This is a genomic window from Streptomyces marianii (assembly GCF_005795905.1).
Lineage (GTDB): Bacteria > Actinomycetota > Actinomycetes > Streptomycetales > Streptomycetaceae > Streptomyces > Streptomyces marianii.
This window is the reverse complement of record NZ_VAWE01000001.1, coordinates 4,987,423-5,010,266: the sequence shown is the minus strand read 5'-3', so window position 1 is coordinate 5,010,266 and position 22,844 is coordinate 4,987,423. Positions and strand designations below refer to the sequence as shown.

Genomic DNA, 22,844 nt, shown 5'->3' with positions numbered 1-22,844 from the left:
GGGTGTGCCGCATGTTTCGTTTTGAGACAGAAGTCGACAAGGAACGCCTCGGCCTGCTCGGTGAAAGACTCGAGGCCGCCGACTCCCAGCGCTCCCCGGCGATGCGGGCCCTGGCGGTGAGCCCGCACAAGGACGAAGTCCCCCTGCAGGTCTGGGTGGTGGAGGAGGCGACCGGCCGACTGGCCGCGGGCCTGACGGGCCGCACCTGGGCGCGCTGGCTCCATGTCGACCTCCTCTGGGTCGACGCTCCGCACCGCGGCGCGGGCCTGGGCTCCCAGCTCCTCTCCGCAGCCGAGCGCGAGGCCCGCGTGGGCCGCGGGTGCTCCTGGTCCCGGCTGGAGACGTGGGACTTCCAGGCGCCCGGCTTCTACCGGAAGCACGGCTACGAGATCGTCGGCCGGGTGCCCGACTACCCGCCGGGCGTCACGGAGTACCTCCTGGCGAAGCACCTCGGCTGAGCCGACGGGCGCGCGGGAGGCGGGCGCGCCGAGGCCCTCTCAGCGGATCGCCGAAACGCCCGCAGCCTTCTATTCAACTTTGACTAGAGTGCGGGTATGAGCGAGAAGACCATTCCGATCCTGCCGTGCCGGACCATCCAGCCCGTTCTCGACTTCTATACGACCCTTGGGTTCGAGGTGTCCTGCCAGCAGAAGAGCCCCAATCCGTACGCGGCCGTCCAGCGCGGCGGTATACAGCTCCACTTCTTCGGGATGAAGCAGTACGAGCCGGCCGAGTCGTTCAGTACGTGCATCGTCCAGACCGATGACGTCGACGGGCTGCACGAGATCTTTCGGTCCAGACTGAAGGCGGCGTACGGGAGAGTGCCGAACCGCGGGCTGCCGCGAATCGGGCCGCTGAAGAACACCTCACACGGCGTGCGGCAGTTCCTCATGACCGATCCGGGCGGCAACTGCATCCGCATCGGGCAGCAGACGAGCGGCGACCAGCGGCACCGGCCCGCCCCCAAGGAGACCTTCGCCCGGGCCCTGCACCACGCGTCCCTCCTTGCGGACTCCAGGGACGACCCGGCAGGCGCCGCGAAGATCATCGACCGGGCGCTGCGCCGTCAGGGCGAGCGGCCCACGCCCGTGCAGTTGCTTCGCCTTCTCGTGCTGCGTGCGGACCTCGCAGATCGCCTCGGCGAGAATGACGCCGCGACGTCCGCGCTCGTCGCGGCCACCGCAGTCCACCTCACCGCAGAGGAACAGGAGTTCGTACGCGACGATCTCGAGCGCCTCACGCAACTGCTGGGCTGAGGACGCCTTTTGAGTCGACGTGCCGGAGGCCGCACCCCGGCGGGCGCCGCGCCCGGATTCCTGAGGGCATCCGGCAGTTGCGCGTAGTCGACTTCGCGCAGCGTGCGCACGCCCTGCGCCCGCGCACCCGCCTCGCACCCGGTGCGCCGCTCCGCGTACGCGCCGTCGCCGAGGGCGTGCCGCGCCGTCGGTGCGGCGCGCCACCGCGACCGCGGTGTGCGGAGGGCGAGCGGCATGACGAAGCCGTCGTTGAAGTCGGTGTCCCACCGATCAGGTTGCCCCTGCCCGGCGCGGCCCAGACGCCCTCGGGCCCGTACCCGTACAGCTCCCGGAACCGCTCGGCGACACTCACGTGCCGGCTCGCCGGGAGCGGGCGAAGTCCCAGGCGTCGGCGACGATCCCCGCGAGGTCCGGCCGCGACGGGGACCAGCCGAGCCGCTCCTGCGCCACGGCGGAGGAGGCCACCAGCACGGCCGGGTCTCCGGCACGGCGGGCGGCGACGGTCTCCGGGATTGGGTGGCCGGTGACCTTGCGGACGGTCTCGACGACCTCGCGGACGGAGAAGCCGTTGCCGTTGCCGAGGTTGCAGACCAGATGCTCCCCGGGAGTGATCGCGTCCATGGCGAGCAGATGGGCCTCGGCGAGGTCGGCGACATGGATGTAGTCCCGCACGCAGGTGCCGTCCGGCGTCGGGTAGTCGTCGCCGAAGACGGAGATCGCCTCCCGGGTGCCGAGCGCGACCTGGAGGACGAGCGGGATGAGGTGCGACTCGGGGTCGTGGCGCTCACCGCAGTCGCCGTAGGCGCCGGCGACGTTGAAGTACCGCAGGGACGCCGCGGCCAGTCCGTGCGCCGTGCACTCGCCGCTGATCATGTGGTCGACGGCGAGCTTCGTGGCGCCGTACGGGCTGGTCGGCGCCGTCGGGTCGGACTCGGTGATCGGCGTGGAGAGCGGCTCGCCGTAGGTGGCCGCCGTGGAGGAGAAGACCAGCTTGCGGACCCCCGCGGAGCGCATCGCTGCGAGCAGCGCCATCGTCCCGCCGACGTTGTTCTCCCAGTACCTGCCGGGTTGCGCGACCGATTCGCCGACCTGCGAGAACGCGGCGAAGTGGAGGACGCCGTCGTACGACGGGCCGATGTGGCGGGCCGCGTCCTGGACCCGGCCCTCGACGAAGGAGGCGCCTTCGGGGACGGACTCGCGGAAACCCGTGGACAGATCGTCGAGGACCGTGACCTCGTGCCCCGCCTCCAGCAGGTGCGCGGCCACCACGCTGCCGACATAGCCGGCTCCGCCCGTCACCAGGTACTTGCTCACTCGCTCGCCACCTCTCGCAGTCGCCGGGCTGCTGCCTCCGGCGGCACATCGTTGATGAACACGCTCATGCCGGACTCGGAACCGGCGAGGAACTTCAGCTTTCCGGAAGTTCGGCGGCCGGTGAAAAGCTCGAGGCGCAGCGCGTGGTCCTCGCTCCCGCCGTGCCCGCCGCGCGTGGCGGCAGTGCGTGCGCCGTCGTCGGACGGGGCCCGGTGCCGGGGTCGATGTACGGCGCCGGTGGCTGGTCGGCACCGAAGATCCGGTCGAAGCGCCTCAAGAGTTCCAGACAGACCTGTGGGGACTCTGTGCGCGCCGCGTCGTCGAGCGCGCAGGTCCGGCCCCCGGCGGCGCGGGTACAGGTGCACCTCGTAGGGCCGGTGCGCCGCGTACGGCACGAAGGCGAGCCGGCGGTCGCCCGCCAGCACGACCCTGGCGGCGGGCTCCAGCTCGCGGGCGACGACGTCGTCGAAGAATCTGCGGCCGGCCGGTGGCGGCGCGGTGCGCGGCGAAGGACGCGTCGCGGTCGGGGGTGAGGCAGACGACCTCGCAGCGTCCGTTCCCTCCCGTGAGGGACGGAAAGCGGTTCTCGAGGACGACGACGTCGTAGTCACTGTCCGGGATCTCGCTGAGCCGCCCGTCCCCGGACGGGCAGAGGGGGCACTCGCCGACGGGCGGGTGGTGGGTGCGGCCCTGGCGGTGCGAGGCGATGGCGACGGCGTCGCCGAGGAGCCGGTCGTGCCGGATCTCGGACGTGGTGGCGGCCGACGGTCGTCGTCGGCGTCGGCGTCGGCGCCGCCGACGACGACGACGGCGCGGCAGTCGTAGGAGAGCAGCGCCGGGCGCCCTCAGTCCACGTCGAGCTCCGGGTCGGCTGGAAGCGGCGGGTGGCTCGCCGCGTGGTCGAGGAGGCCCGTGCGGGCCGCGAGGGCCGCGGCCTCCAGCCGGGAGCCGACGCCCAGTTTCATCAGCACCCGCTGGACGTGCGTGCGTGCCGTACTGGGGGCTATGCCCATGCCCGCGGCGATGAGCCGGGTGTCCTCGCCCTCGGCGACGCGCACCAGCACCTCCACCTCGCGCGGGGTCAGCATGCGCAGCAGCCGCCGACCCTCGTCGTCCGGCTGGGCCGCCGGGTTGAGCAGATCCGTGAACGCGCCCTGCAACAGTTGCGGCGCCACCGCCGCCTCGCCCGCCCGCGCCTTGGCCATGGCCCGCTCGACGCCCTCGATCCGCTCGTCGTGGCGCACATAGCCCGACGCGCCGGCCGCGAATGCGGCCGCTATCCCGCGCGGCGACGGCACGGGGCCGAGCACCACCACGGCGACCTGCGGACGCTCACGCTTGATCCGCACGATGGGGTCGAAGGCGCCCGGCTCCGCCGGTGCCGCCGTCCCGAGCAGGCACACCTCGGGCGCCCTGCTCACCACCAGCTCGGCCGCCCCCGCCGTCGGCGCCGCCGCGGCGAGCACCCGGTGTCCGCGCAGTTTCAGCGCGGAGGCCAGCGCCTCGGCCAGCAAACGGTGGTCGTCGACCACCATGAGCCGCACACCCATCGAGCAACCCCCCATACCCCTGGGGCCGGCCCCCCGCCCCCAGCACTACTGATCCGGCAAGCTACACGCTTGTTCGACGTTGCGCTGCCCTACGCATCAGAAATCCCTCGGATCGGTGAAATGCATGTCGTTCGGGGCAAGTTGACGAACGGCGGAGGTCCCCCGCCCGTACGGGCGGGGGACCTCCGTCACTCGTGCACCGGTGGTTCAGTTCGTGCTCAGGGAGAGCACCAGATACTCCTGTCGCGAGGCCGATCCGCTCCGCTTGCTGAGCATGGTCTCGGACATGAACAGCCGTCCGTCGGTGTAGAGGATCTCCGAGTAGTCCTCGCTGAAACTGGACTCCGCCTCGCGGACTGACTCCTCGGACGGGATCTCCAGCAGCACCGTCTGCTTGAAGGTGCCGCCGTCGATGCTGACGATCTGCCCGCCCTTGTCGTACGGGGGCCGCTTGTAGGCGATGAGGTTGCCGCCGTCCATGCGGAGCGGCGAGATCGTGTACCGGTCCCCGGCATCCGCCTTGTCGGCGGTCGGCTTGCCCGTGGTCAGGTCGAAGGACACGATCTCGTTGGTGTCGCCGTACTCCCCGCTGCCCTCGTGCTCCTCGGTGGGCAGGTAGAGGCGGTTGTTGCCGACGACGATGTGCCGGCAGGTCTCGACCTCGGTGGAGCCGCAGCGTGCGGCGAACCGGTCCGCGTCGGCGGAGATCTTGACCTTCAGCTTGCCGGTCTTCTCGTCGACGACGAAGAAGTCCGAGATGCCGCTGCCGTCCCCGGCGGTGTCGCCGACGTCGGCGGCGACCACGAGGGGCTTGGTGGACACGATGCTCGCGTACTCCACGCCCGTGGGCATCTTGAACGAGGAGGCCGGCGCGCCGGTCTGCGCGTTCAGGGACTGGATGACGACATATTGGCTGCCGTAGTCGCCGCACTTGCGGGCCGCCACGAGGGCGGGGCCGCCGCCGTAGCCCATGTCGAAGCAGTTCTCGGCGTTGACCTGGGGCTTCCACCGGACGGCGCCGGTGGCGAGGTCGAACGCCGCTCCGCCGTCGGTGCCGCCCGCGGCGACGGTGCCGCCGCTGAGGGTGACCTCGTTGAAGCGGGCCTTGTCGTCGCCGGACCCCGTGGCCGACTTGCTCCACAGCAGCTTGCCGGTGGTGAGGTCGATCGCGCCGACCTCAGTGCACTTCTCGTAGTTCCGCGGCGGCTTGCGCTTGGCGGGCTCGAAGGCGATGGCCGTCTTGTGGTCCGCCGTGGCGTGGCGCGAGGCGGCGCACACCTGGCCGGGAAGCGGAAGGGTCCACTTCACCGTGCCCTTGGTGAGGTCGTATCCGACGACGGAGTTGATGCCGGTCTTGACGTACAGCGAGTCCGTGACCCACGAGCCGCTCACGTCGGTGACGTCGGTGACCTTCGGCTGGGGCAGCTGGAAGGCGACCTTTGCCGCCGGGTTGGACGGCGCCTTCTCACTGCCGCCGCCGAGGGCCTTGTCCTTGCCGCCGTCCGCGCCCTGGCTGGAGCCCTTGGCATTGCCGCCCTTGTCGTCGTCGCCCTTGGCGGCGGCGAACCAGACGCCCGCGCCGATGATCAGCGCCACGGCGACGACCGCGGCGATGATGATCTGCATCTGGGTGTTCGGCTTCTTGCCGCCGGGACCGCCCGGCTGCTGCGGGCCGTACTGATGCTGCGTGGGCTGCCCCGGGTAGCCGTAGCCGTAGGGCTGTTGGCCCATCGGCTGCGTCGGCAGGCCCGGTGCCTGCGGGTAGCCGTAACCGGGGGGCGGGCCTTGCGGATAGCCGTAACCGGGCTGCTGGCCGGGTGGCGTCTGCGGATAGCCGTAACCGGCGGGCTGACCGGGGGGCGGGCTCTGCGGATAGCCGTAACCGTGCTGCTGCGGCGGCGTGGTGGGTGCGCCGAAGCCGCCCGGAGCGGGGGTCCCACCGGCAGGGCCGGGGGCAGGGTCCTGCGGCGCGCCGAAGCCGCCCTGCGGGGGCTGCGCGGGCTGCTGCGAGGGCGGAGTGGGCTGCTGCTGGGGCTGCCCGGACGGCTGCTGCGGCGACCGGTTCGGCTGCTCACCCAGCTGCTTCGGGGGCTGGTTCGGCTGCTCGCCCGGGTGCTGCGGGGGCTGGGGTGGTTGCGTCATGCCTGCGTACCTCTGGGGGGATATGGGAAGGAAACGATTCGTTCCGGTGGTCCGGGTCGGGGCGTCCAGCGGGACGCGGTCACTTCCCGAAGGCCATCATCGTCTTGGTCTCCTTCTCCTCCTTGTCGTTGCTCGCGCTGACCCGGCCGCTCGCGATGACGAACCGGCCGTCGTGGTAGGCGAGCCTGGGGCTCCAGAAGGTGCGCTCGATCGAGGACGTGGACGCGGGGTTCTGCAGCAGCACGGTGGGCCTGCCGCCGGTCGGCGGGAGCGTCGCGACCGCGCCGCCCGAATCGTACTTCGGCTCCAGGTACACCAGGACGTTCGAACCCTCCATGCGGAGAGGGATCATCATCTGCTCGGCGGGTGCGTCCGCACGCCACTTGCGCTTGCCGGTGTCGAGGTCGAACGCCACGACGGCGTTGGTGCGGGCGGTGCCGCCCTCCTTCGGCTCGGTCGCCATGTAGAAGGCGTCGGCGTCGGCTGCCACGCCGACGCAGCCCTCGAGGATCTCGCCGAAGACGACGAAGCCGCCGCCGCAGCGCGGCTGGTAGCGGTCCGTGCCGCCGTCGATCCGGGAGCGCAGCGTCCCGTTGGCGTTGAGCGCGACGACGCTCCACTTCTTCTGGTCGGGCTGCGACATCGAGACGACCAGCGGACTGACCGAATAGACCTTGTCGACCTGCCAGTTGACCGGCAGCTTGTACGTCCACCTGGCCTTGCCGGTGGTCGGGTCCAGCTCCTGGAGCTGCTCCTGGGTCTTGTCGTAGTCGCCGGTGCGGCAGGTCTCCGCGGCGATCAGCTTCGGGCCGCCGGCGAACGCCTGCGGCTGGCAGTTGCCCGGCAGCTTGCCGAAGAGCGGTGAGCCGTCGCTGATCCGGAACGCCTCGCCGTTGCCCGTGCGGGCGGCCGTGACCGTGTTGCCGCTGATCGCCAGGGTGAGGCTGGACAGCAGGTCGAAGGCGCCCTTCTTGGTGATCGTCTTCTTCCAGCCCGCCTTGCCGGTCCTGAGGTCGACGAGTTGCAGCTGGGTGCAGTTGGCCTTGCTGCCGGTTCCGTCCTTGTATGCGATGACGAGCTTGCCGTCGTCGGTGCCGCGGACCGGCGCCGCGCACAGCTCGGCGGGCAGCGGCAGGCTCCACTTCTTGCTGCCGTCGTCGACGGAGTAGCCCGCGACCTCCTTGTACATGCCCTTGACGACGGTGTCGCCGGCGAACCACGGGCCGTACACCTCGGCGCCGTTGCGCGGCAGGTCGACGTCGTTCTTCGCCAGCCAGAGCACCTTGGACTCGCCGTCCTTGCGGCCTGCGTTGAGGTCGTCCACCTCCTTGCGCCCGGTGCCGCTGCCGTCGCCCTGGTCCACCGGCTCCGAGCCGGTCGGCTGCGGGCCGCCGGTCTGCTTGGCGTCGGGCCCGGGGGCGTCCTCGCTGCCGCTGAGCGCGAACCAGGTGCCGCCGCCGATGACGAGGAGCGCCGCCACGGCCGCACCGATGATCGCGGCGGGCTTGCCCTTGAAGAAGTTGCCGCTGCCGCCGCCCGGAGGGGGCGGGACGGGCGCGCCCGGGTACTGCGGCTGGGTGGGGTAGGCGCCGTACGGACCGGGCTGCTGGACGTAGGGGCCGGGCTGCTGACCGTACGGGCCGGGCTGCTGGGCATAGGGCCCCGGCTGGGCGTACGGGCCGGACTGCTGGCCGTACGGGCCGGGCTGACCGTACGGGCCGGGCTGGCCGGGCTGACCGGGCTGACCGGGCTGGCCGGGCTGGCCGGGAGCCTGCTGCGGATAGCCGTACCCCGGCTGCGGGGCTGCCTGCGGGTAGCCGTACCCGGGCTGCGCGTCCTGCGACGGGCCGGCGGGCTGGGCCGGAGGGTTCTGCGACGGCACCGGCGGAGCCTGCGGCGACTGGGCGGGCTGCTGGGGGGTGCCCTGCGGAGGGTCCTGCGGAGACCCGGGGCCTCCCTGCGGTGGTTGCTGGCTGGGTGGCTGAGTCATCAGCTCTCCCCCTTCGTGCGGCCCGCTGCCCGACCGGCCTCCCCCGCGATTCCCTCGGGCATGCACCTTTGGAAATGGAGCGAATCGGACATGGGTTTCCGCAACGTCACGTCAGTCGAGCGGGGCTTCTTTGTATCACCCGGGGCATGTCAAGAAGCGGGCCGGTCCGCCCCTGTACCCAAGGGAGAACCGGCCCGTGATGCCGTCGTTACGCGACCGGCGCGCGCCGCCGCTACGCGTCCTCGGCGAGTTCGAGCCAGCGCATTTCCAACTCTTCCCGTTCGCCGGAGAGTTCGCGGAGGCGCGCGTCGAGTTCCGCCACTTTCTCGAAGTCGGTTGCGTTTTCGGCGATTTGCGAGTGCAGCGTGGATTCTCTTTCGGAGATCTTGTCGAGCTGCCGCTCGATCTTCTGCAACTCCTTCTTCGCGGCCCGCTGGTCCGCCGCGGACTTCTCCGCTCCGGCGGGCTTCGCGGGCGCGGCGGCTGCCGGAGCCGCCGCCTGCACGACCCTCGCCCTGCGCTCCAGGTACTCGTCGATGCCGCGCGGCAGCATCCGCAGTGTCGCGTCACCGAGGAGCGCGAGCACGCGGTCGGTCGTGCGCTCGACGAAGAAGCGGTCGTGGGAGATCACGACCATCGAGCCCGGCCAGCCGTCGAGGAGGTCCTCCAGCTGCGTCAGCGTCTCGATGTCGAGGTCGTTGGTGGGCTCGTCGAGGAAGAGGACGTTCGGCTCGTCCATCAGCAGCCGCAGCAGCTGGAGCCGACGCCGCTCACCGCCGGACAGGTCGCCGACCGGGGTCCACTGCTTCTCCTTCGAGAAGCCGAACTGCTCGCACAGCTGGCCCGCGGTCATCTCCCGGCCCTTGCCGAGGTCGACACGGTCGCGGATCTGCTGGACGGCCTCCAGCACCCGCAGTTCGGGTTCGAGTTCGGTGACGTCCTGTGAGAGGTAGGCGAGCCGCACGGTCTTGCCGGTGACGATGCGCCCGGCGGCGGGCTGCCGTTCGCCGTCGCTGCCCGCGGCGTCGGCCATGGCGCGCAGCAGGGAGGTCTTGCCCGCGCCGTTCACGCCGACCAGGCCGATCCGGTCGCCGGGGCCGAGCTGCCACGTCAGATGCTTGAGGAGGACCTTCGGTCCGGCCTGGACGGTGACGTCCTCGATGTCGAAGACGGTCTTGCCGAGCCGGGTCGTGGCGAACTTCATCAGCTCGGAGGTGTCGCGGGGCGGCGGCACGTCCTTGATCAGCTCGTTGGCGGCCTCGACGCGGAAGCGGGGCTTCGACGTCCGGGCCGGTGCGCCGCGGCGCAGCCAGGCGAGCTCCTTGCGGACGAGGTTCTGCCGCTTGGTCTCCTCGGTCGCGGCGATGCGCTCCCGCTCGGCGCGGGCGAAGACGTAGTCGGAGTAGCCGCCCTCGTACTCGTACACCGTGCCGCGCTGGACGTCCCACATGCGGGTGCAGACCTGGTCGAGGAACCAGCGGTCGTGGGTGACGCAGACGAGGGCCGAGCGGCGCGCCCGGAGGTGCTGGGCGAGCCAGGCGATGCCCTCGACGTCCAGGTGGTTCGTGGGCTCGTCGAGGACGATCAGGTCCTGCTCGGCGATCAGCAGCTTGGCGAGCGCGATCCGGCGCCGCTCGCCACCGGACAGCGGGGCGATGACGGTGTCCAGGCCCTGCGGGAAGCCGGGCAGGTCGAGCCCGCCGAAGAGACCGGTGAGCACATCGCGGATCTTGGCGTTGCCGGCCCACTCGTGGTCGGCGAGATCGCCGATGACCTCGTGGCGGATCGTGGCGGCGGGATCGAGCGAGTCGTGCTGGGTGAGCACCCCGATGTGCAGCCCGCCGCTGTGGGTGACCCGGCCGGTGTCGGGCTCCTCCAGCCCGGCGAGCATGCGGATCAGCGTGGTCTTGCCGTCTCCGTTGCGCCCGACGACTCCGATGCGGTCCCCCTCGGAGACGCCGAGCGACACTCCGTCGAGCAGGGCACGGGTGCCGTACACCTTGCTGACTGCCTCGACATTGACCAGATTGACGGCCATTTCTCTCCTGACAGGGGGGCTCGATCGACCTACCAGGGTAGTCGGGGCGCACCGTCCGCAGTCCGCGCGTACGGTGCGCGACCGTACACCCACGGAGAGTGGACAGTACGTGACCGGGTCGCGACGCTGGGTGAGTCGCCCGAGTCGACCGAGTCGACCTTGTCGGCCTTGCCGGACCTGGCGGCCGGGACCTGGGAACGCACCTGGAGGAGGCGGATTTGGCCGGGGTGGACGACGAGCCGGTGTCGTCGGACAGTCTGAAGACGTTCGGGGCGTTCGTGCAGGGGTTGCGGGAGCACGCGGGGCTGACGCGGGAGGCGTTCGCACCGATGGTGCGCTTCTCCCGGCACACGGTGGCCTCGATCGAACTGGGCCGCCGGATGCCGGACACGCAGTTCGTGGAGCTGGCGGAGGCGGCGCTGGGGAACACGGGCGCGCTCCGGCGGGCGTTCGGGCATCTGACGCGGCAGCCGGGGCTGGCGTCGTGGTTCAGGGAGTGGGCGCGGCGGGAGCGGACGGCGGTGAGCCTGTGCACGTACGAGTGCAGGATGGTGCCGGGGCTGCTGCAGTCGGAGGGGTACTTACGTGCCCTGTACGAGAACGAGGTGCCGCCCCTGTCGGACGAACAGGTGGAGAGTCAGATCGCCGCGCGGCTGGAGCGGCAACGGCTCCTGCGTGAACGGCCCAACGTGCCCTTCAGCTTCATCGTCACGGAGGCGGTCTTCCGGCAGCGGCTCGGCGGTGCGGAGGTCACCCGGCAGATGCTCGACCATGTGCTGGTGAGTAGCGCCCCGCGGAACGTGACGCTTCAGATCATGCCGACCGCCTGCGTGTTCCACGCCTGTCTGGCTGGCCCTCTTGCCCTCTTGGAAGGGCCGGACGGGAAGCGGTACGCCTACTCCGAGGGGCAGCGCAACGGCAGGCTGATCGGCGACCCGAAAGAGGTGGTCCCGCTCCAACAGGCTTATGACACACTGCGCTCACAGGCTCTCACCCCCAGCGAGTCCCGGGGCCTGCTGGAGCGAATCCGAGGAGCGCTATGAGCACCGCAGAACTCGCCTGGTTCAAGTCCAGCTACAGCAGCGCCCAGGGCGACAGCTGCGTCGAAGTCGCCCTGGACTGGCACAAGTCCAGCTACAGCAGTGCCCAGGGCGACAACTGCGTCGAGGTCGCCGCCTGCCCCGGCACCGTCCACGTCCGCGACTCCAAGGTCCCCGACGGCCCCCGGCTCGACGTCCCCGCCGCAGTCTGGTCAGCCTTCGTCTCGGCCTACGGCGAAGCCTGACCGTTCCACCAGCCACCAGCCCGCCAGCGCCATCGCGACCGCGGCCGGGGCGCTGACCGGGACCGCGATCAGGGTGGCCGTGCGGCCGTCCAGCAGACCGGCGAAGCCGACCATGGACAGGCCGAGCACACCGAACAGGCAGAGGGCGATGCCGAGCGCGGCGAGCGGGCCCGAGCCGGGCCGGACCGGTGCGGGTGAGGGCTGTTCGAAGCCGCGGAACGCGGCGACCAGCAGCGCCGTGAGGAGCGCCGCCGCGGCGATCCGCAGCGGGGTCTGCGCCCACCAGGCGGCCGATGCCGGTTCCGGCAGGGTGACTCCGGCGGCGAGCATCCCGCCGTAGACGCCGAGCATCGCGGTGAGATGCCACAGGAACGCGGTCATGGCGATGCCGTTCGCGGCGACGACCGTGCGCCAGACCCGGGGACGCGCCACCAGCCGGGCGCCGGGCCCGCGCAGCAGCTCCACCGCGCCGACCAGCCACAGGCCGTGGCAGAGCAGGGCCAGCGTGGGCGGGGACATGTTGGAGACCTTCTCCCCCGGCATGCCGACCATGGACAGCGGGTACGGCCCGGCCGCCACGAGCAGCGCGGCGCCGGCCAGTCCCGTCGCCGCCAGCGCCGACGGCAGCCGGAGGCGCCCGTCGGCCCGCAGGAAGCCGAGCTGGTGCACGGCCAGCCAGACGAAGGCGAAGTTCAGGAACTCCACGAAGGGGACCCCCAGCGCGAACCGGAGCACGTCAACGAGGACCGCGCCGGCGACGAGCGCCCCGAACGCGCCCCAGCCGTACCGCTCGTGCAGCTTCAGCAGCGGCGGGGTGAAGGCGACCATCGCCAGATAGATCCCGATGAACCACAGCGGCTGGGTGACGAGCCGCAGGGAGACACCGGTCAGCCCGCTGCCGCCGCCGAGCAGTTGGACGAGCAGCGCCGCCGCGCCCCAGACGAGGACGAAGACCATCGTGGGCCGCAGCAGTCGGCGCAGCCGCGCCCGCAGGAACGCCGCGTAGACCGAGGTGCCGTCGCCCGCGGGGTGCCTGCGGCGCAGGGAGCGGTACGAGAGCGCGTGCGAGAAGCCGCCGACGAAGAAGAACACCGGCATGATCTGCACTGCCCAGGTGAGGAGTTGGAGCTCCGGCACGACGGCGAGCAGATTGCCGACCCCGTCGGCGGTGACGGCGGCCATCAGCCAGTGCCCGAGCACGACGGTCCCGAGCGAGACGACCCTCAGCAGGTCGACGTAGCGGTCCCTGGTGTCCGGGGTGGCTTCGGCGAGCGCACGTACGCGTGATTCCATGCGCCCACGGTCCCGTCCGGGGGCGAGCGGGCGTGAGGGCGTTCGTACTCAACTCGGGCCTGAGTACCCGCAGAACCACGGAGCTACGGAGCTACGGAGCTACGGAGCGGCCCAACCGCCCAACCGCCGAGCCGCCGCACCTCCGAACCGCCCAACCGCCGACTACAGGATCGTCGCGCCCTGCGCCGGGGCCTGGGCGACGCGGGCCGTGCGGCAGGTCCCCGACCCGAGCAGCGCCTCGGCGATCTGCCCCGCCGCGTCCGCGTCCTTGGCGAGGAAGGCGGTCGTCGGCCCGGAGCCCGAGACGAGCGCGGCCAGCGCGCCCGCGTCGGAGCCGGTGCGCAGCGTGTCCGCGAGCGACGGGCGCAGCGAGAGGGCCGCGGGCTGGAGGTCGTTGACGAGTACCCCGGCCAGTGCGCCCGCGTCGCCGGTGCGCAGGGCGTCCAGCAGCGGCGGGGACGCCACGGGCGCGGGGACGTCCGCGCCCTCGTTGAGCCGGTCGAACTCCCGGTAGACCGCGGGGGTGGACAGTCCTCCGTCGGCGACGGCGAAGACCCAGTGGAACGCCCCGCCGACGGGCAGCTCGGTGAGCCGCTCGCCGCGGCCCGTGCCGAGGGCGGCGCCCCCGACCAGGCTGAAGGGCACATCGCTGCCGAGCTCCGCGCAGATGCCGAGCAGTTCCTCCCGTGACGCCCCGGTGGACCAGAGCGCCTCGCAGGCGAGGAGCGCGCCCGCGCCGTCGGCGCTGCCGCCCGCCATGCCGCCGGCGACGGGGATGTCCTTGTCGATGTGGATGTGCACGGCCGGGGCGATCCCGTGGCGCTCGGCGAGCAGTTCCGCCGCCCGCGCGGCGAGGTTCGTCCGGTCCAGCGGCACCTGGTCCGCGCCGGGGCCCGTGCAGGTGACGGTCAGCGACTCGGCGGGGGTGACGGTGATCTCGTCGTACAGCCCGACGGCCAGGAACACATTGGCCAGGTCGTGGTACCCGTCGTCCCGGACCCCGCCGACGGCCAGCTGGACGTTGACCTTGGCAGGTACCCGTACGGTGACGCTCACGTGGTTTCCCCGGCTCCCTTGTGCTCCGCGATGCGCGCGAATTCTTCCACCGTCAGCGACTCGCCCCGCGCCCGGGGCGAGATCCCGGCCGCGACCAGTGCCGCCTCCGCAGCCGCCGGGGAGCCCGCCCAGCCCGCGAGCGCGGCCCGCAGCGTCTTGCGGCGCTGTGCGAAGGCCGCGTCGACGACCGCGAATACCTCGGCCCTGGTGGCGGTGGTCTTCGGCGGCTCGGTGCGCCGGACCAGGGAGACGAGCCCGGAGTCGACGTTCGGCGCGGGCCAGAAGACGTTCCGGCCGATCGCCCCGGCCCGCTTGACCTCGGCATACCAGTTCGCCTTGACCGACGGCACGCCGTAGACCTTGTTGCCGGGCCGGGCCGCGAGCCGGTCGGCGACCTCGGACTGCACCATGACCAGCGTCCGCTCGATGGTCGGGAAGCGCTCCAGCATATGCAGCAGGACCGGGACGGCCACGTTGTACGGGAGGTTGGCGACGAGCGCGGTGGGCGCGGGGCCCGGGAGCTCCCGCACGTGCATCGCGTCGGAGTGGACCAGCGCGAATCGGTCCTTCCGCTCCGGCATCCGGGCGGCGATCGTGGTGGGCAGTGCGGCGGCGAGCACGTCGTCGATCTCGACGGCGGTCACCCGGTCCGCGGCCTCCAGCAGCGCGAGGGTGAGGGAGCCGAGCCCCGGGCCGACCTCCACGACCACGTCGTCGGGCCGCACCTCGGCGGTGCGGACGATCCGGCGGACGGTGTTGGCGTCGATGACGAAGTTCTGGCCGCGCTGCTTGGTGGGGCGTACGCCAAGCGCTGCGGCCAGTTCTCGGATGTCGGCGGGACCGAGGAGGGCATCGGGATCGGTGGTGCTCACCGGTACAGCCTACGGCCGCAGTGCGGCCACGGACTCGCCCCCCGTTGCACGTAGAGCTTCTTCGCCCGGTACGTCTGCTCCTCGGGGGAGGCGTCCTGGGGGCGGCCGCGGCCGCCGAGCGACTGCCAGGTGCGGGTGTCGAACTGGTACAGCCCGCCGTAGGTGCCCGACGGGTCCACCGCGTCCGGCCGCCCGCCCGACTCGCACTGCGCCAGCGCCTTCCAGTTCAGCCCGTCGGCCCCCCGGACCGAGTCGGGCGGCCGCTTGGTGCCGGACTTCACCTGCCGGGCGACCGGCTCCCGCACGACCTCCTCGGAGACCTTCCGGGGCTTCTGCCGGACGCCGTTCACGGTCCGCACCGCGTAGGTGACCCGCCGCACGCCCGCCCGCCCCGCCCGGGCGACGACCTCGGTGCCCCGGTGCAGCTCCGGGTCGTCGGTCCGGACGGTGTCGTACGGGATGGGCTCCTCGCGGACCTCCTCGGTGTCGCTGATGCGCAGGACGGTGATCGTCTGGCCGTCGCGCGGGAAGCTGTCCGGGGGCACGGAGGTGGTGTCCTGACCTCCGAGGGTGATACCGGCCGCCTCGACGGCCTCCCGCGCGGTCGCCGCGTTCGTGCGGACGGTGCGGGCCCGGCCGTCGGCCATGAGCGTGACGGTCCGTTCGGTCAGCACGTCGACGTCGAGGCCGCCGCGGGAGATGGACCGGGAGCGCGAGACGGACAGGGACGCGCCGTTCGCCCGCACCCCGACCTGTCGCAGTGTCTCCTCGACGGTGCGGGCGGTCGTCCACACCCGGCGGCTGCGGCCGTCGACGGTGAGGGTGACGGGGCGGCCGAAGCGGACGACGACCTCGTCGCCGTGGGAGAGCTCCGCGCCCGGGGCCGGGGCGACGATGTCGTGCTCGCCGACCGTGAGCCCTTCCTCGGCGAGGAGTTCCCCCACGTCGTCGGCGAACGTGTGCAGGGTGCGGGGCACGCCGTCGACGCTGAGGCGGACGGCCTTGTCGGCGGCGACGAAGGCGGTGGTGCCGCCGGCGAGGAAGGCGACGACGAGGGCCTGCGGGATGAGGCGGCGCAGCCCGTCGGTGCCGCCGAGCGTGAACGGTCCGCTCCTGCGGCGCCGGGCGGCGCGGCGGGCCTCGGCCCGGGTGGCCGCGCGACCGCCCGCGGGCGCGGGTGGGACCTCGGCGGGGGTGACGGCCCGGCGGGCCTCGGCCCGGGTGGCGGCGCGACCGCCCGCGGGGGCGGGGGCCGGGCGGGCGCCGGCGCCGCGGCGCACGGGAGTGGGGGGAACAGCGGCGGTCGCCGGCCCCGCGGGCTCACGGGCGGGGGCACCGGCGGGGCGGCCCGGTGTGACGGGGCCGGGGGGCCGAGCGGCCGGGCCGGAGCCGTCGGGACCGGGGCGGCCGCCCCCGGGACCGCCGGGTGGATCCTCGGGCGTCCCGGGCCGGAACGCCGTGACCGTCGGCGCGTACGGAGACACCGGCGCGGCCCGGCCGTGGGGCGGCACCCTGACGGGCGCCGGCGGCACGGGCGGCGGCGGGGGCTCCATGAGCCGGGCGGCGCGGCGACCGCCGCGGCCGGCACGGTGACTGCCCTGCGAAGTGCTCACGAGGCCGGGACCCTAGCCGCTCCTCGTCACTCTCCAAAGCAGGACGACTACCCGGTGTCGCGACGCCATGCCAGACGGGTCCCGGAATGTGACGGTTCGTTATCATTCAGTAATCGAATGCACGAGCCGTGTTCGAAGCAATCGCCTCCGACATGGCGTCCTCGTCGATCCCCCGCACCGCGGCCATCGCGCGCACCGTGACCGGAATGAGATACGGCGCGTTGGGCCGACCGCGGTAGGGCGCGGGCGTCAGGAACGGCGCGTCGGTCTCCACCAGGACGAGTTCCAGCGGGGCGGCGGCGAGCGCGTCCCGCAGCGGCTGGGCGTTCTTGAAGGTGACGTTGCCGGCGAAGGACATGAAGTACCCGGCGTCGGCGCAGATCCGCGCCATCTCCGCGTCCCCCGAGTAGCAGTGGAAGACCGTGCGCTCCGGGGCGCCCTCCTCGGCCAGGATCCGCAGGACGTCGGCGTGGGCGTCGCGGTCGTGGATGACGAGGGTCTTGCCCTGGCGCTTGGCGATCTCGATGTGGGCGCGGAAGGACCGCTCCTGGGCGGCGATGCCCTCCGGACCCGTACGGAAGTGGTCGAGCCCGGTCTCGCCGACGGCCCGCACCTGGTCGAGACCTGCCAGCCGGTCGATCTCGGCGAGCGCCTCGTCGAGCGCGGCGTCCCCGCCGCCGGGCCGCGCACCCTGCCGGGACCGCCCAGCCCGGCCCCCACCGCCGCCCTTGCCCGATCCGCTTCGCGACGCCTCCTCGACGGGGTCGCCGTGCACAATGCGCGGCGCCTCGTTCGGGTGAAGCGCGACCGCCGCGTGGACGTTCCCGTGCCGTGCCGCCGTTTCGGCCGCCCAGCGCGAGCCGTTGATGTCGCACCCCACCTGGACGACGGTCGTCACACCGACCTTCGCCGCCTTCTCCAGCGCCTCCTCGACGGTGCCGGTCTGCATGTCCAGATGGGTGTGCGAATCGGCGACCTGTACGGCCAGCGGTGCGGGCAGTGGCGGAGGGGTGTCGTTGGGCTTGGCACTCATGCCCACGATCGTACGAGGACCATGGCCACGGCCTCACGCACGGCTGCGACGGGACCGCGGACGGGTTCACCGGCAGGGAGATCCGTGCCCACGGCCGGCCCGCTGCGAGCACGGGCGGGCCGGACTCACTTACGGCGGTGGAAGCCGCGGAACATCCCGCCGAGGCCCCGGCGCGGCACATCCTCGGGCAGGGCGGCTCCGGCCGAGGCTCCCTCGGACACCGCGCCCTCGGACGCGGACGCGTCGGCGGCGCGTGCCCCGTGGCGGCGCCCGGGGACCTTCGGCTCCGGCCCGGACGTCGGAACCGGCCCGGCGGTGGCGAAGTTCGGGGGCGCGAAGTGCTGGCGGCGCAGCGACTCGGCGAGGCCGGACACCTGTCCGGCGCGCATGATGCGGACCTTCTGCCCGCCGCAGTTGAGGCAGGTCAGCCGGTTCAGCGGGGAGGGAACGACCTGCCCCTGGACGCGGTACGTAAAGAAGGGCCGACCCGAGCCGTCGATGTGGTGCTCGATGTCGTAGGTCTGCTCCCAGCCGTAGCCGCACCGCATACAGGCGAAGGCGTAGGACTCCTGCACCGTCTCGGGTGCGCCGACCGGAAGGGGTCCCGCGCCGCTCGGGGTGCCCGCTGTGTCGCTCATGCCAGCTCCTCCTGATCCACTGACCCCCGTTCGGCGGGGTGTGTCCTCTACCAGTGGACTCCTGCCGCCGCGGGATGACATCAGGCCTTCCGGCTCATTGGCGAGGATTTGGCCGGCGCATTTCCGAAAGGCGTGATCGCGCGGTCCGAGCTTTGCCTTTCACGATAGACCTTTACCGTTCGACGGTCCTGTTCCTGCCGCGTTCTTTGCCGCGACGACCGCGTCGAACACCTCCCTCTTGGGTAGGCCCGCCTCGGCGGCGACCGCCGCGATGGCCTCCTTGCGCCGCTCTCCCGCCTCCTCGCGCACCCGCACCCTGCGCACCAGCTCGTCCGCACCCAGCTCGGACGGGCCCGGGGCCGGGGCGCCCTCCACGACGACGGTGATCTCCCCGCGCACGCCTTCCGCAGCCCAGGCCGCCAGTTCGCCGAGGCCACCGCGCCTGACCTCCTCGTACGTCTTCGTCAGCTCCCGGCAGACCGCCGCCCTGCGGTCCGCGCCGAACACCTCGGCCATGGCGGCGAGCGTGTCGTCGAGGCGGTGCGGCGCCTCGAAGTAGACCAGGGTGCGGCGCTCGTCCGCGACCTCGCGCAGCCGGCCGAGCCGCTCCCCCGCCTTGCGGGGCAGGAAGCCCTCGAAGCAGAACCGGTCGACCGGGAGCCCCGACAGGGCGAGCGCGGTCAGCACGGCGGACGGGCCGGGCACGGCGGTGACCCTGATGTCCTTCTCGACGGCCGCGGCGACGAGCCGGTAACCGGGGTCGGACACGGACGGCATCCCGGCGTCGGTGACGAGCAGCACCCTGGCGCCGCTCTCCAGCGCCTCCACCAGTTCCGGGGTGCGGGCGGACTCGTTGCCCTCGAAGTAGGACACGATCCGGCCGCGGGTGTGCACCCCCAGCGCCTGGGTGAGTCGGCGCAGCCGCCGGGTGTCCTCCGCGGCGACCACGTCGGCGTTCTCCAGCTCGGCCGCGAGCCGCGGCGGAGCGTCCGCCACATCACCGATGGGGGTCCCTGCCAGTACGAGTGTTCCAGTCACCGATCCAGTCACAGGAGCAATCCTCGCAGGGCGGGCCACGCCCCTCGCACAGACGCGTTCCCTACGATGGCGCGGTGACCAGTACCACCCCACGGGCCGCGCACGGTCGGGACGTCGTGGAACAGCCGCCGTCCTGGCAGCAGCGCCTGCGCAGATTCGGCCATGTGCCCAGACCCGGCATCGGGCTGCGCGAGCGGCTGGTGCCGCCGTACACCCGGCCCTCCGACCGGTTGTGGTCCCTGCTCGGGGTGCCGCCCGGGGCGGCGCGCCGGGTGGAGCGCTTCTCGGCGTGGGGCGGCCCGCTGCTGGTGGCGCTGGTGGCCGGGCTGCTGCGGTTCTGGCGGCTGGGCAGCCCCAAGGCGGTGATATTCGACGAGACGTACTACGCGAAGGACGCGTGGGCCCTGGTCAACCAGGGCTACGAGGGCTCCTGGCCGAAGGACGTCGACAAGGCGATCCTGGCGAACCCGGACGCGGTCGCGATCCCGTCGGACCCCGGCTACGTGGTGCACCCGCCGGTGGGAAAGTGGATCATCGGGCTCGGCGAGCAGATGTTCGGGTTCACCCCGTTCGGCTGGCGCTTCATGGTGTTCGTGCTCGGCACGCTGTCGGTCCTGATGCTGTGCCGGATCGGCAGGCGGCTGTTCCGTTCGACGTTCCTCGGGTGCCTCGCGGGCGCGCTGATGGCCACGGACGGGCTGCACTTCGTGATGAGCCGCACGGCGCTGCTCGACCAGGTGCTGATGTTCTTCGTCCTGGCGGCGTTCGGCTGTCTGCTCGTCGACCGGGACCGGGCGAGACGGCGGTTCGCGGACGCGCTCCCGGTCGACGCGGAGGGCGTGCTGCGCCCGGACCCGCGGATCGCCGAGACCCTTCGGCTCGGTCTGCGGCCGTGGCGGATCGCGGCCGCGGTGATGCTGGGCCTGGCGATCGGCACGAAGTGGAACGGCCTGTACTTCCTGGCCGCGTTCGGCCTGATGACGCTGCTGTGGGACGCGGGCGCACGGAAGACGGCGGGTGCGGTCCGTCCGTACCTGGCGGTGCTGAGGCGCGACCTCCTCCCGGCACTCGTCGGCCTGCCGGTGGCGGTCGCCACGTACGTCGCCTCCTGGTCCGGCTGGATCTTCACGGACAAGGGCTACTTCCGGGACTGGGCGGCGACGGCGGGCGAGGACAGCCCCTGGAGCGGGGTGTTCCCCGACTGGTGGCGGAGCTTCTGGCACTACGAGACCGAGGTCTACGACTTCCACGTCAATCTGACGTCCGGTCACACCTACGAGTCCAACCCGTGGAGCTGGATCGTCCTGGGCCGTCCCGTCTCCTACTTCTACGAGGACCCGGCGGCAGGCACCGCGGGCTGCCCGGTGACCGCCACCGAGAAGTGCGCGCGCGAGGTCCTGGCGATCGGCACTCCCGTGCTGTGGTGGATCGCGTGCTTCGCCGTCGTCTACGCGCTGTGGCGCTGGGCCTTCCGCCGCGACTGGCGCGCGGGCGCGATCGCCTGCGGGATCACCGCGGGCTGGCTGCCGTGGTTCCTCTACCAGGAGCGGACGATCTTCATCTTCTACGCGGTCGTCTTCGTCCCGTTCCTGTGCCTGGCCGTCGCGATGCTCCTGGGCGCGATCATCGGCCCGGCCCAGCGCACCGGCGTCCCCGCCGCCCCGACGGAACAGGGGTTCGCCCCCGGAGAGCACCGCCGGACGGTGGGCGCGGTCGCGGCGGGCGTGCTGGTACTGCTCGTCTTCTGGAACTTCATCTACTTCTGGCCGCTGTTCACGGGCGATCCGATCCCGATGGACGACTGGCGGGCCCGGATGTGGCTGGACACCTGGGTCTAGCAGGCACGACGGCGGGCCCTGCACGTGGTGGTGCCGGGGCCCACCGTGGTCGTCGACGGGCGTCTCCGGTCGTCGTGGGCCGTCGTGGGCCGTCGCTCGACGGCCCGGGGACGACTCAGGGACGGCCCGGGGACGACTCAGGGACGGCCCGGGACCGTGCACGCCAGACGGACTTCGCAACGTCACCGCGTCGCGTCGCTCAGTGGCCGAGCCAGCCGCGCCGTACGGCCTTCGCTCCCGCTTCGAAGCGGGAGCGGGCGCCGAGGCGGGTCATGATGTCGGCCATCATCCGGCGCGCGGTGCGCACGCCGATGCCGAGCCTGCGGGCGACGATCGCGTCCGTGTGCCCCTCGGCGAGGAGACGCAGCAGTTGCCGCTCCTGCCCCGTCAGCCCGTTGTCGTCCAACTCCCGGTTGGCGGCCGTCCCGAACGCGTCCGCCTGCTCCCAGACGGCGTCGAACAGGGCGGCGAGCGCGGTGAGTACGCCTGGTCCGCGCAGCTGGACGGCGCCGCGGCGGGTGTGGTCGGGGTCGATGGGCAGCAGCGCGGCCTGGCCGGTGAACAGGACCATGCGCACGGGCAGGACCGCGGCGGTGCGCACCCGCGCGCCCTGTGAGGTGAGCCAGCGGGCGTAGTCCAGTGTCGCGGGGTCGTTGCGCACGGATGCCTGGTACAGGACGCGCATGGGGATGCCTCGTGCCAGCATGGCGGCGTCCAGCGGGCGGGATGCGTCGAGGGCGGCCCGGCTCTGCGCGCCCCCCGGTATGAAGGACATCAGGGGCGCGGTGGAGTTGTGGGTGAGCTGTTCCAGACGTGCTTGGACTTCCTCGACGCCGGTGAGGACCTCGACGTCGTGGCGGCCCGTCTCGGCTTCGGCGTGCTGCTGGAGCAGGGCCATGGCGGCTGCCTGGGCGTCGGCGAACTCCTGCTGGGCGTGGCGGAGTTCCTTCTCCCGCACGGCGAGGAGGAGCTGGATGCCGACGGTGGGGGAGACCGGGCGCAGACCGCCGTCTGCCTGCCGGGAGGTCCGCAACAGACGCAGTTCGGCGAGCTGGTCGAGGGCGGCGCGTACCTCCTCCACCGAGAGCGACAGGCCTTCGGCGAGCTCGGCGACGCCGTGCTCGGGCTCTGCGAGCATCAGCCGGTAGACGGCTTCGGCGGTGTGGTCGATTCCGAGCGCGTGCAGCTGCGACATGAACTTCCTTGCCTGAGGCTCTCGCCGCGCCGCCCTCAACGGTATCCGCAGACCGGGCAGGTTGCTGCCCGGAAGCTTCCCGCCTGGGCCAAACCCTGGGCCATGTCCGTCTCGCATTCCGAGAATCGGCCCATGCACGTGGCTCCTCCCCCTCATGAATGAGGCGGCTTCCCGCTATGCCGGTGCGGCTTCGCGACGGACCGGCCCGGCCCATGGCGGCTGTGGCCCTGCGCGGGCCTGAACGTGCCGACCTGTCCGCCGACGTGCTCGACGTTCTGTGGGTGGTCCCCTCGTTCGAGGACGGGGTGGAGCACCTGCACGCCAAGCGTCCTGAGACCGGGTCACCGGGCTATCTGACGTTCTTCATCCAGGCGGCGACGCCGGAGAAGGCAGCAGCGCCGGCGTGCAGGATCGTCTCCCGGGCGCCGGCGGGCTCGCCGCTGCTGACCGGTTGGCATCTGGCGCCGGAACGGCCGTGAGGCAGGACGCTGCCAGGCCGCCTCTTGCCAAGTTGATCTTCTTCCGTTCGTGCTGCCGGGCGAGCAGTGTGGAGATCACGCCGGGCGACGCCCTGATCCGACCGGCGCGCACCTTCACCGTTCGCGTCACCAGGAGCGTCATGCCCACCCTCATCGCCGCCCGCTCGCCGCTGCTCTCGCCCTGCTCGCCGCCCTGTGCACCGGGGCCGTGCTC

The 22,844-nt window shown here is 72.3% G+C and carries 19 protein-coding genes and 2 pseudogenes; 6 read left to right on the top strand and 15 right to left on the bottom strand.

Features of this window, described 5'->3' with window-relative positions:
• Window positions 1-11: 11 nt before the first annotated feature.
• Window positions 12-458: a GNAT family N-acetyltransferase gene (locus FEF34_RS22660; protein WP_138054780.1), complete on the top strand. Its 447-nt coding sequence runs from the start codon at window positions 12-14 to the stop codon at window positions 456-458.
• A 96-nt stretch (window positions 459-554) separates the two neighbouring features.
• Window positions 555-1,256 (top strand): bleomycin resistance protein, encoded by a 702-nt coding sequence (locus FEF34_RS22655; RefSeq protein WP_138054779.1) that lies wholly within the window; start codon window positions 555-557, stop codon window positions 1,254-1,256.
• A 174-nt stretch (window positions 1,257-1,430) separates the two neighbouring features.
• On the opposite strand, the pseudogene FEF34_RS22645 reads toward FEF34_RS22655, so the two are convergent.
• From FEF34_RS22645 to FEF34_RS22615, 7 genes and pseudogenes are all read right to left on the bottom strand, one after another.
• Window positions 1,431-1,641, bottom strand: a pseudogene (locus FEF34_RS22645) (galactokinase family protein); the annotation flags it as partial.
• A complete protein-coding gene (galE, locus tag FEF34_RS22640; RefSeq protein ID WP_138054778.1) occupies window positions 1,605-2,570 on the bottom strand; it encodes a UDP-glucose 4-epimerase GalE in 966 nt (321 codons plus the stop codon). The gene galE and the pseudogene FEF34_RS22645, both read right to left, overlap by 37 nt.
• Window positions 2,567-3,389 (bottom strand): annotated as a pseudogene (locus FEF34_RS43085) (galactose-1-phosphate uridylyltransferase). Before FEF34_RS43085 ends, galE begins: the two are co-directional and overlap by 4 nt.
• Window positions 3,390-3,415: 26 nt before the next feature.
• The gene (locus tag FEF34_RS22630; RefSeq protein WP_138054777.1) at window positions 3,416-4,120 is read right to left on the bottom strand and encodes a helix-turn-helix transcriptional regulator; all 705 of its coding nucleotides are present in this window, start codon (window positions 4,118-4,120) and stop codon (window positions 3,416-3,418) included.
• A 207-nt stretch (window positions 4,121-4,327) separates the two neighbouring features.
• Window positions 4,328-6,262: an outer membrane protein assembly factor BamB family protein gene (locus FEF34_RS22625; RefSeq protein ID WP_171053049.1), complete on the bottom strand. Its 1,935-nt coding sequence runs from the start codon at window positions 6,260-6,262 to the stop codon at window positions 4,328-4,330.
• Between the two features lie 79 nt (window positions 6,263-6,341).
• Entirely contained in the window at window positions 6,342-8,252 is a 1,911-nt protein-coding gene (locus FEF34_RS22620) for an outer membrane protein assembly factor BamB family protein (protein WP_171053048.1), read from the bottom strand.
• Between the two features lie 232 nt (window positions 8,253-8,484).
• Window positions 8,485-10,290 carry an ABC-F family ATP-binding cassette domain-containing protein gene (locus FEF34_RS22615; protein WP_138054776.1) on the bottom strand — a complete coding sequence of 602 codons (1,806 nt, stop codon included), beginning with the start codon at window positions 10,288-10,290 and terminating at the stop codon, window positions 8,485-8,487.
• A gap of 227 nt (window positions 10,291-10,517) precedes the next feature.
• Here FEF34_RS22615 and FEF34_RS22610 point away from each other — a divergent pair, with 227 nt between their 5' ends.
• Window positions 10,518-11,333, top strand: a complete 816-nt coding sequence (locus tag FEF34_RS22610) for a helix-turn-helix domain-containing protein (protein ID WP_138057658.1) — start codon at window positions 10,518-10,520, stop codon at window positions 11,331-11,333.
• Complete coding sequence (locus tag FEF34_RS22605) at window positions 11,330-11,575, top strand: DUF397 domain-containing protein (RefSeq protein WP_138054775.1); 246 nt, start codon at window positions 11,330-11,332, stop codon at window positions 11,573-11,575. Before FEF34_RS22610 ends, FEF34_RS22605 begins: the two co-directional genes overlap by 4 nt.
• Here FEF34_RS22605 and FEF34_RS22600 read toward each other — a convergent pair.
• The 7 genes from FEF34_RS22600 to rsmI form a co-directional block, all read right to left on the bottom strand.
• Window positions 11,543-12,868, bottom strand: a complete 1,326-nt coding sequence (locus FEF34_RS22600; protein WP_138054774.1) for an acyltransferase family protein — start codon at window positions 12,866-12,868, stop codon at window positions 11,543-11,545. The genes FEF34_RS22605 and FEF34_RS22600 overlap by 33 nt on opposite strands.
• A 162-nt stretch (window positions 12,869-13,030) precedes the next feature.
• Window positions 13,031-13,924 (bottom strand): 4-(cytidine 5'-diphospho)-2-C-methyl-D-erythritol kinase, encoded by an 894-nt coding sequence (locus tag FEF34_RS22595; RefSeq protein ID WP_138054773.1) that lies wholly within the window; start codon window positions 13,922-13,924, stop codon window positions 13,031-13,033.
• A complete protein-coding gene (rsmA, locus tag FEF34_RS22590) occupies window positions 13,921-14,796 on the bottom strand; it encodes a 16S rRNA (adenine(1518)-N(6)/adenine(1519)-N(6))-dimethyltransferase RsmA (protein ID WP_138054772.1) in 876 nt (291 codons plus the stop codon). The genes FEF34_RS22595 and rsmA overlap by 4 nt, the downstream gene beginning before the upstream one ends.
• Window positions 14,793-16,349, bottom strand: a complete 1,557-nt coding sequence (locus tag FEF34_RS22585; protein WP_138057657.1) for a resuscitation-promoting factor — start codon at window positions 16,347-16,349, stop codon at window positions 14,793-14,795. The genes rsmA and FEF34_RS22585 overlap by 4 nt, the downstream gene beginning before the upstream one ends.
• Before the next feature lie 166 nt (window positions 16,350-16,515).
• Window positions 16,516-17,442: a TatD family hydrolase gene (locus tag FEF34_RS22580; protein WP_138054771.1), complete on the bottom strand. Its 927-nt coding sequence runs from the start codon at window positions 17,440-17,442 to the stop codon at window positions 16,516-16,518.
• Between the two features lie 125 nt (window positions 17,443-17,567).
• The gene (locus tag FEF34_RS22575) at window positions 17,568-18,080 is read right to left on the bottom strand and encodes a hypothetical protein (protein WP_138054770.1); all 513 of its coding nucleotides are present in this window, start codon (window positions 18,078-18,080) and stop codon (window positions 17,568-17,570) included.
• Between the two features lie 159 nt (window positions 18,081-18,239).
• Entirely contained in the window at window positions 18,240-19,118 is an 879-nt protein-coding gene (gene rsmI, locus FEF34_RS22570; protein WP_138054769.1) for a 16S rRNA (cytidine(1402)-2'-O)-methyltransferase, read from the bottom strand.
• Between the two features lie 74 nt (window positions 19,119-19,192).
• Between rsmI and FEF34_RS22565 the strand changes: the two genes are divergently transcribed.
• Window positions 19,193-20,956 carry a dolichyl-phosphate-mannose--protein mannosyltransferase gene (locus FEF34_RS22565; protein ID WP_138054768.1) on the top strand — a complete coding sequence of 588 codons (1,764 nt, stop codon included), beginning with the start codon at window positions 19,193-19,195 and terminating at the stop codon, window positions 20,954-20,956.
• A gap of 199 nt (window positions 20,957-21,155) precedes the next feature.
• Here FEF34_RS22565 and FEF34_RS22560 read toward each other — a convergent pair whose 3' ends face one another.
• Window positions 21,156-22,151, bottom strand: a complete 996-nt coding sequence (locus FEF34_RS22560; protein ID WP_138054767.1) for a helix-turn-helix domain-containing protein — start codon at window positions 22,149-22,151, stop codon at window positions 21,156-21,158.
• A gap of 212 nt (window positions 22,152-22,363) precedes the next feature.
• Between FEF34_RS22560 and FEF34_RS22555 the strand changes: the two genes are divergently transcribed.
• Entirely contained in the window at window positions 22,364-22,630 is a 267-nt protein-coding gene (locus FEF34_RS22555; RefSeq protein ID WP_234042519.1) for a hypothetical protein, read from the top strand.
• The last annotated feature ends 214 nt before the right edge of the window (window positions 22,631-22,844 follow it).

Coding starts and splice junctions, on each gene's coding strand:
- FEF34_RS22660 (WP_138054780.1), top strand. CDS start 12: ATGTTTCGTTTTGAGACAGAAGTCGACAAGGAACGCCTCGGCCTGCTC.
- FEF34_RS22655 (WP_138054779.1), top strand. CDS start 555: ATGAGCGAGAAGACCATTCCGATCCTGCCGTGCCGGACCATCCAGCCC.
- FEF34_RS22630 (WP_138054777.1), bottom strand. CDS start 4,120: ATGGGTGTGCGGCTCATGGTGGTCGACGACCACCGTTTGCTGGCCGAG.
- FEF34_RS22625 (WP_171053049.1), bottom strand. CDS start 6,262: ATGACGCAACCACCCCAGCCCCCGCAGCACCCGGGCGAGCAGCCGAAC.
- FEF34_RS22620 (WP_171053048.1), bottom strand. CDS start 8,252: ATGACTCAGCCACCCAGCCAGCAACCACCGCAGGGAGGCCCCGGGTCT.
- FEF34_RS22615 (WP_138054776.1), bottom strand. CDS start 10,290: ATGGCCGTCAATCTGGTCAATGTCGAGGCAGTCAGCAAGGTGTACGGC.
- FEF34_RS22605 (WP_138054775.1), top strand. CDS start 11,330: ATGAGCACCGCAGAACTCGCCTGGTTCAAGTCCAGCTACAGCAGCGCC.
- FEF34_RS22600 (WP_138054774.1), bottom strand. CDS start 12,868: ATGGAATCACGCGTACGTGCGCTCGCCGAAGCCACCCCGGACACCAGG.
- FEF34_RS22585 (WP_138057657.1), bottom strand. CDS start 16,349: ATGGAGCCCCCGCCGCCGCCCGTGCCGCCGGCGCCCGTCAGGGTGCCG.
- FEF34_RS22580 (WP_138054771.1), bottom strand. CDS start 17,442: ATGAGTGCCAAGCCCAACGACACCCCTCCGCCACTGCCCGCACCGCTG.
- FEF34_RS22575 (WP_138054770.1), bottom strand. CDS start 18,080: ATGAGCGACACAGCGGGCACCCCGAGCGGCGCGGGACCCCTTCCGGTC.
- FEF34_RS22560 (WP_138054767.1), bottom strand. CDS start 22,151: ATGTCGCAGCTGCACGCGCTCGGAATCGACCACACCGCCGAAGCCGTC.
- FEF34_RS22555 (WP_234042519.1), top strand. CDS start 22,364: ATGGCGGCTGTGGCCCTGCGCGGGCCTGAACGTGCCGACCTGTCCGCC.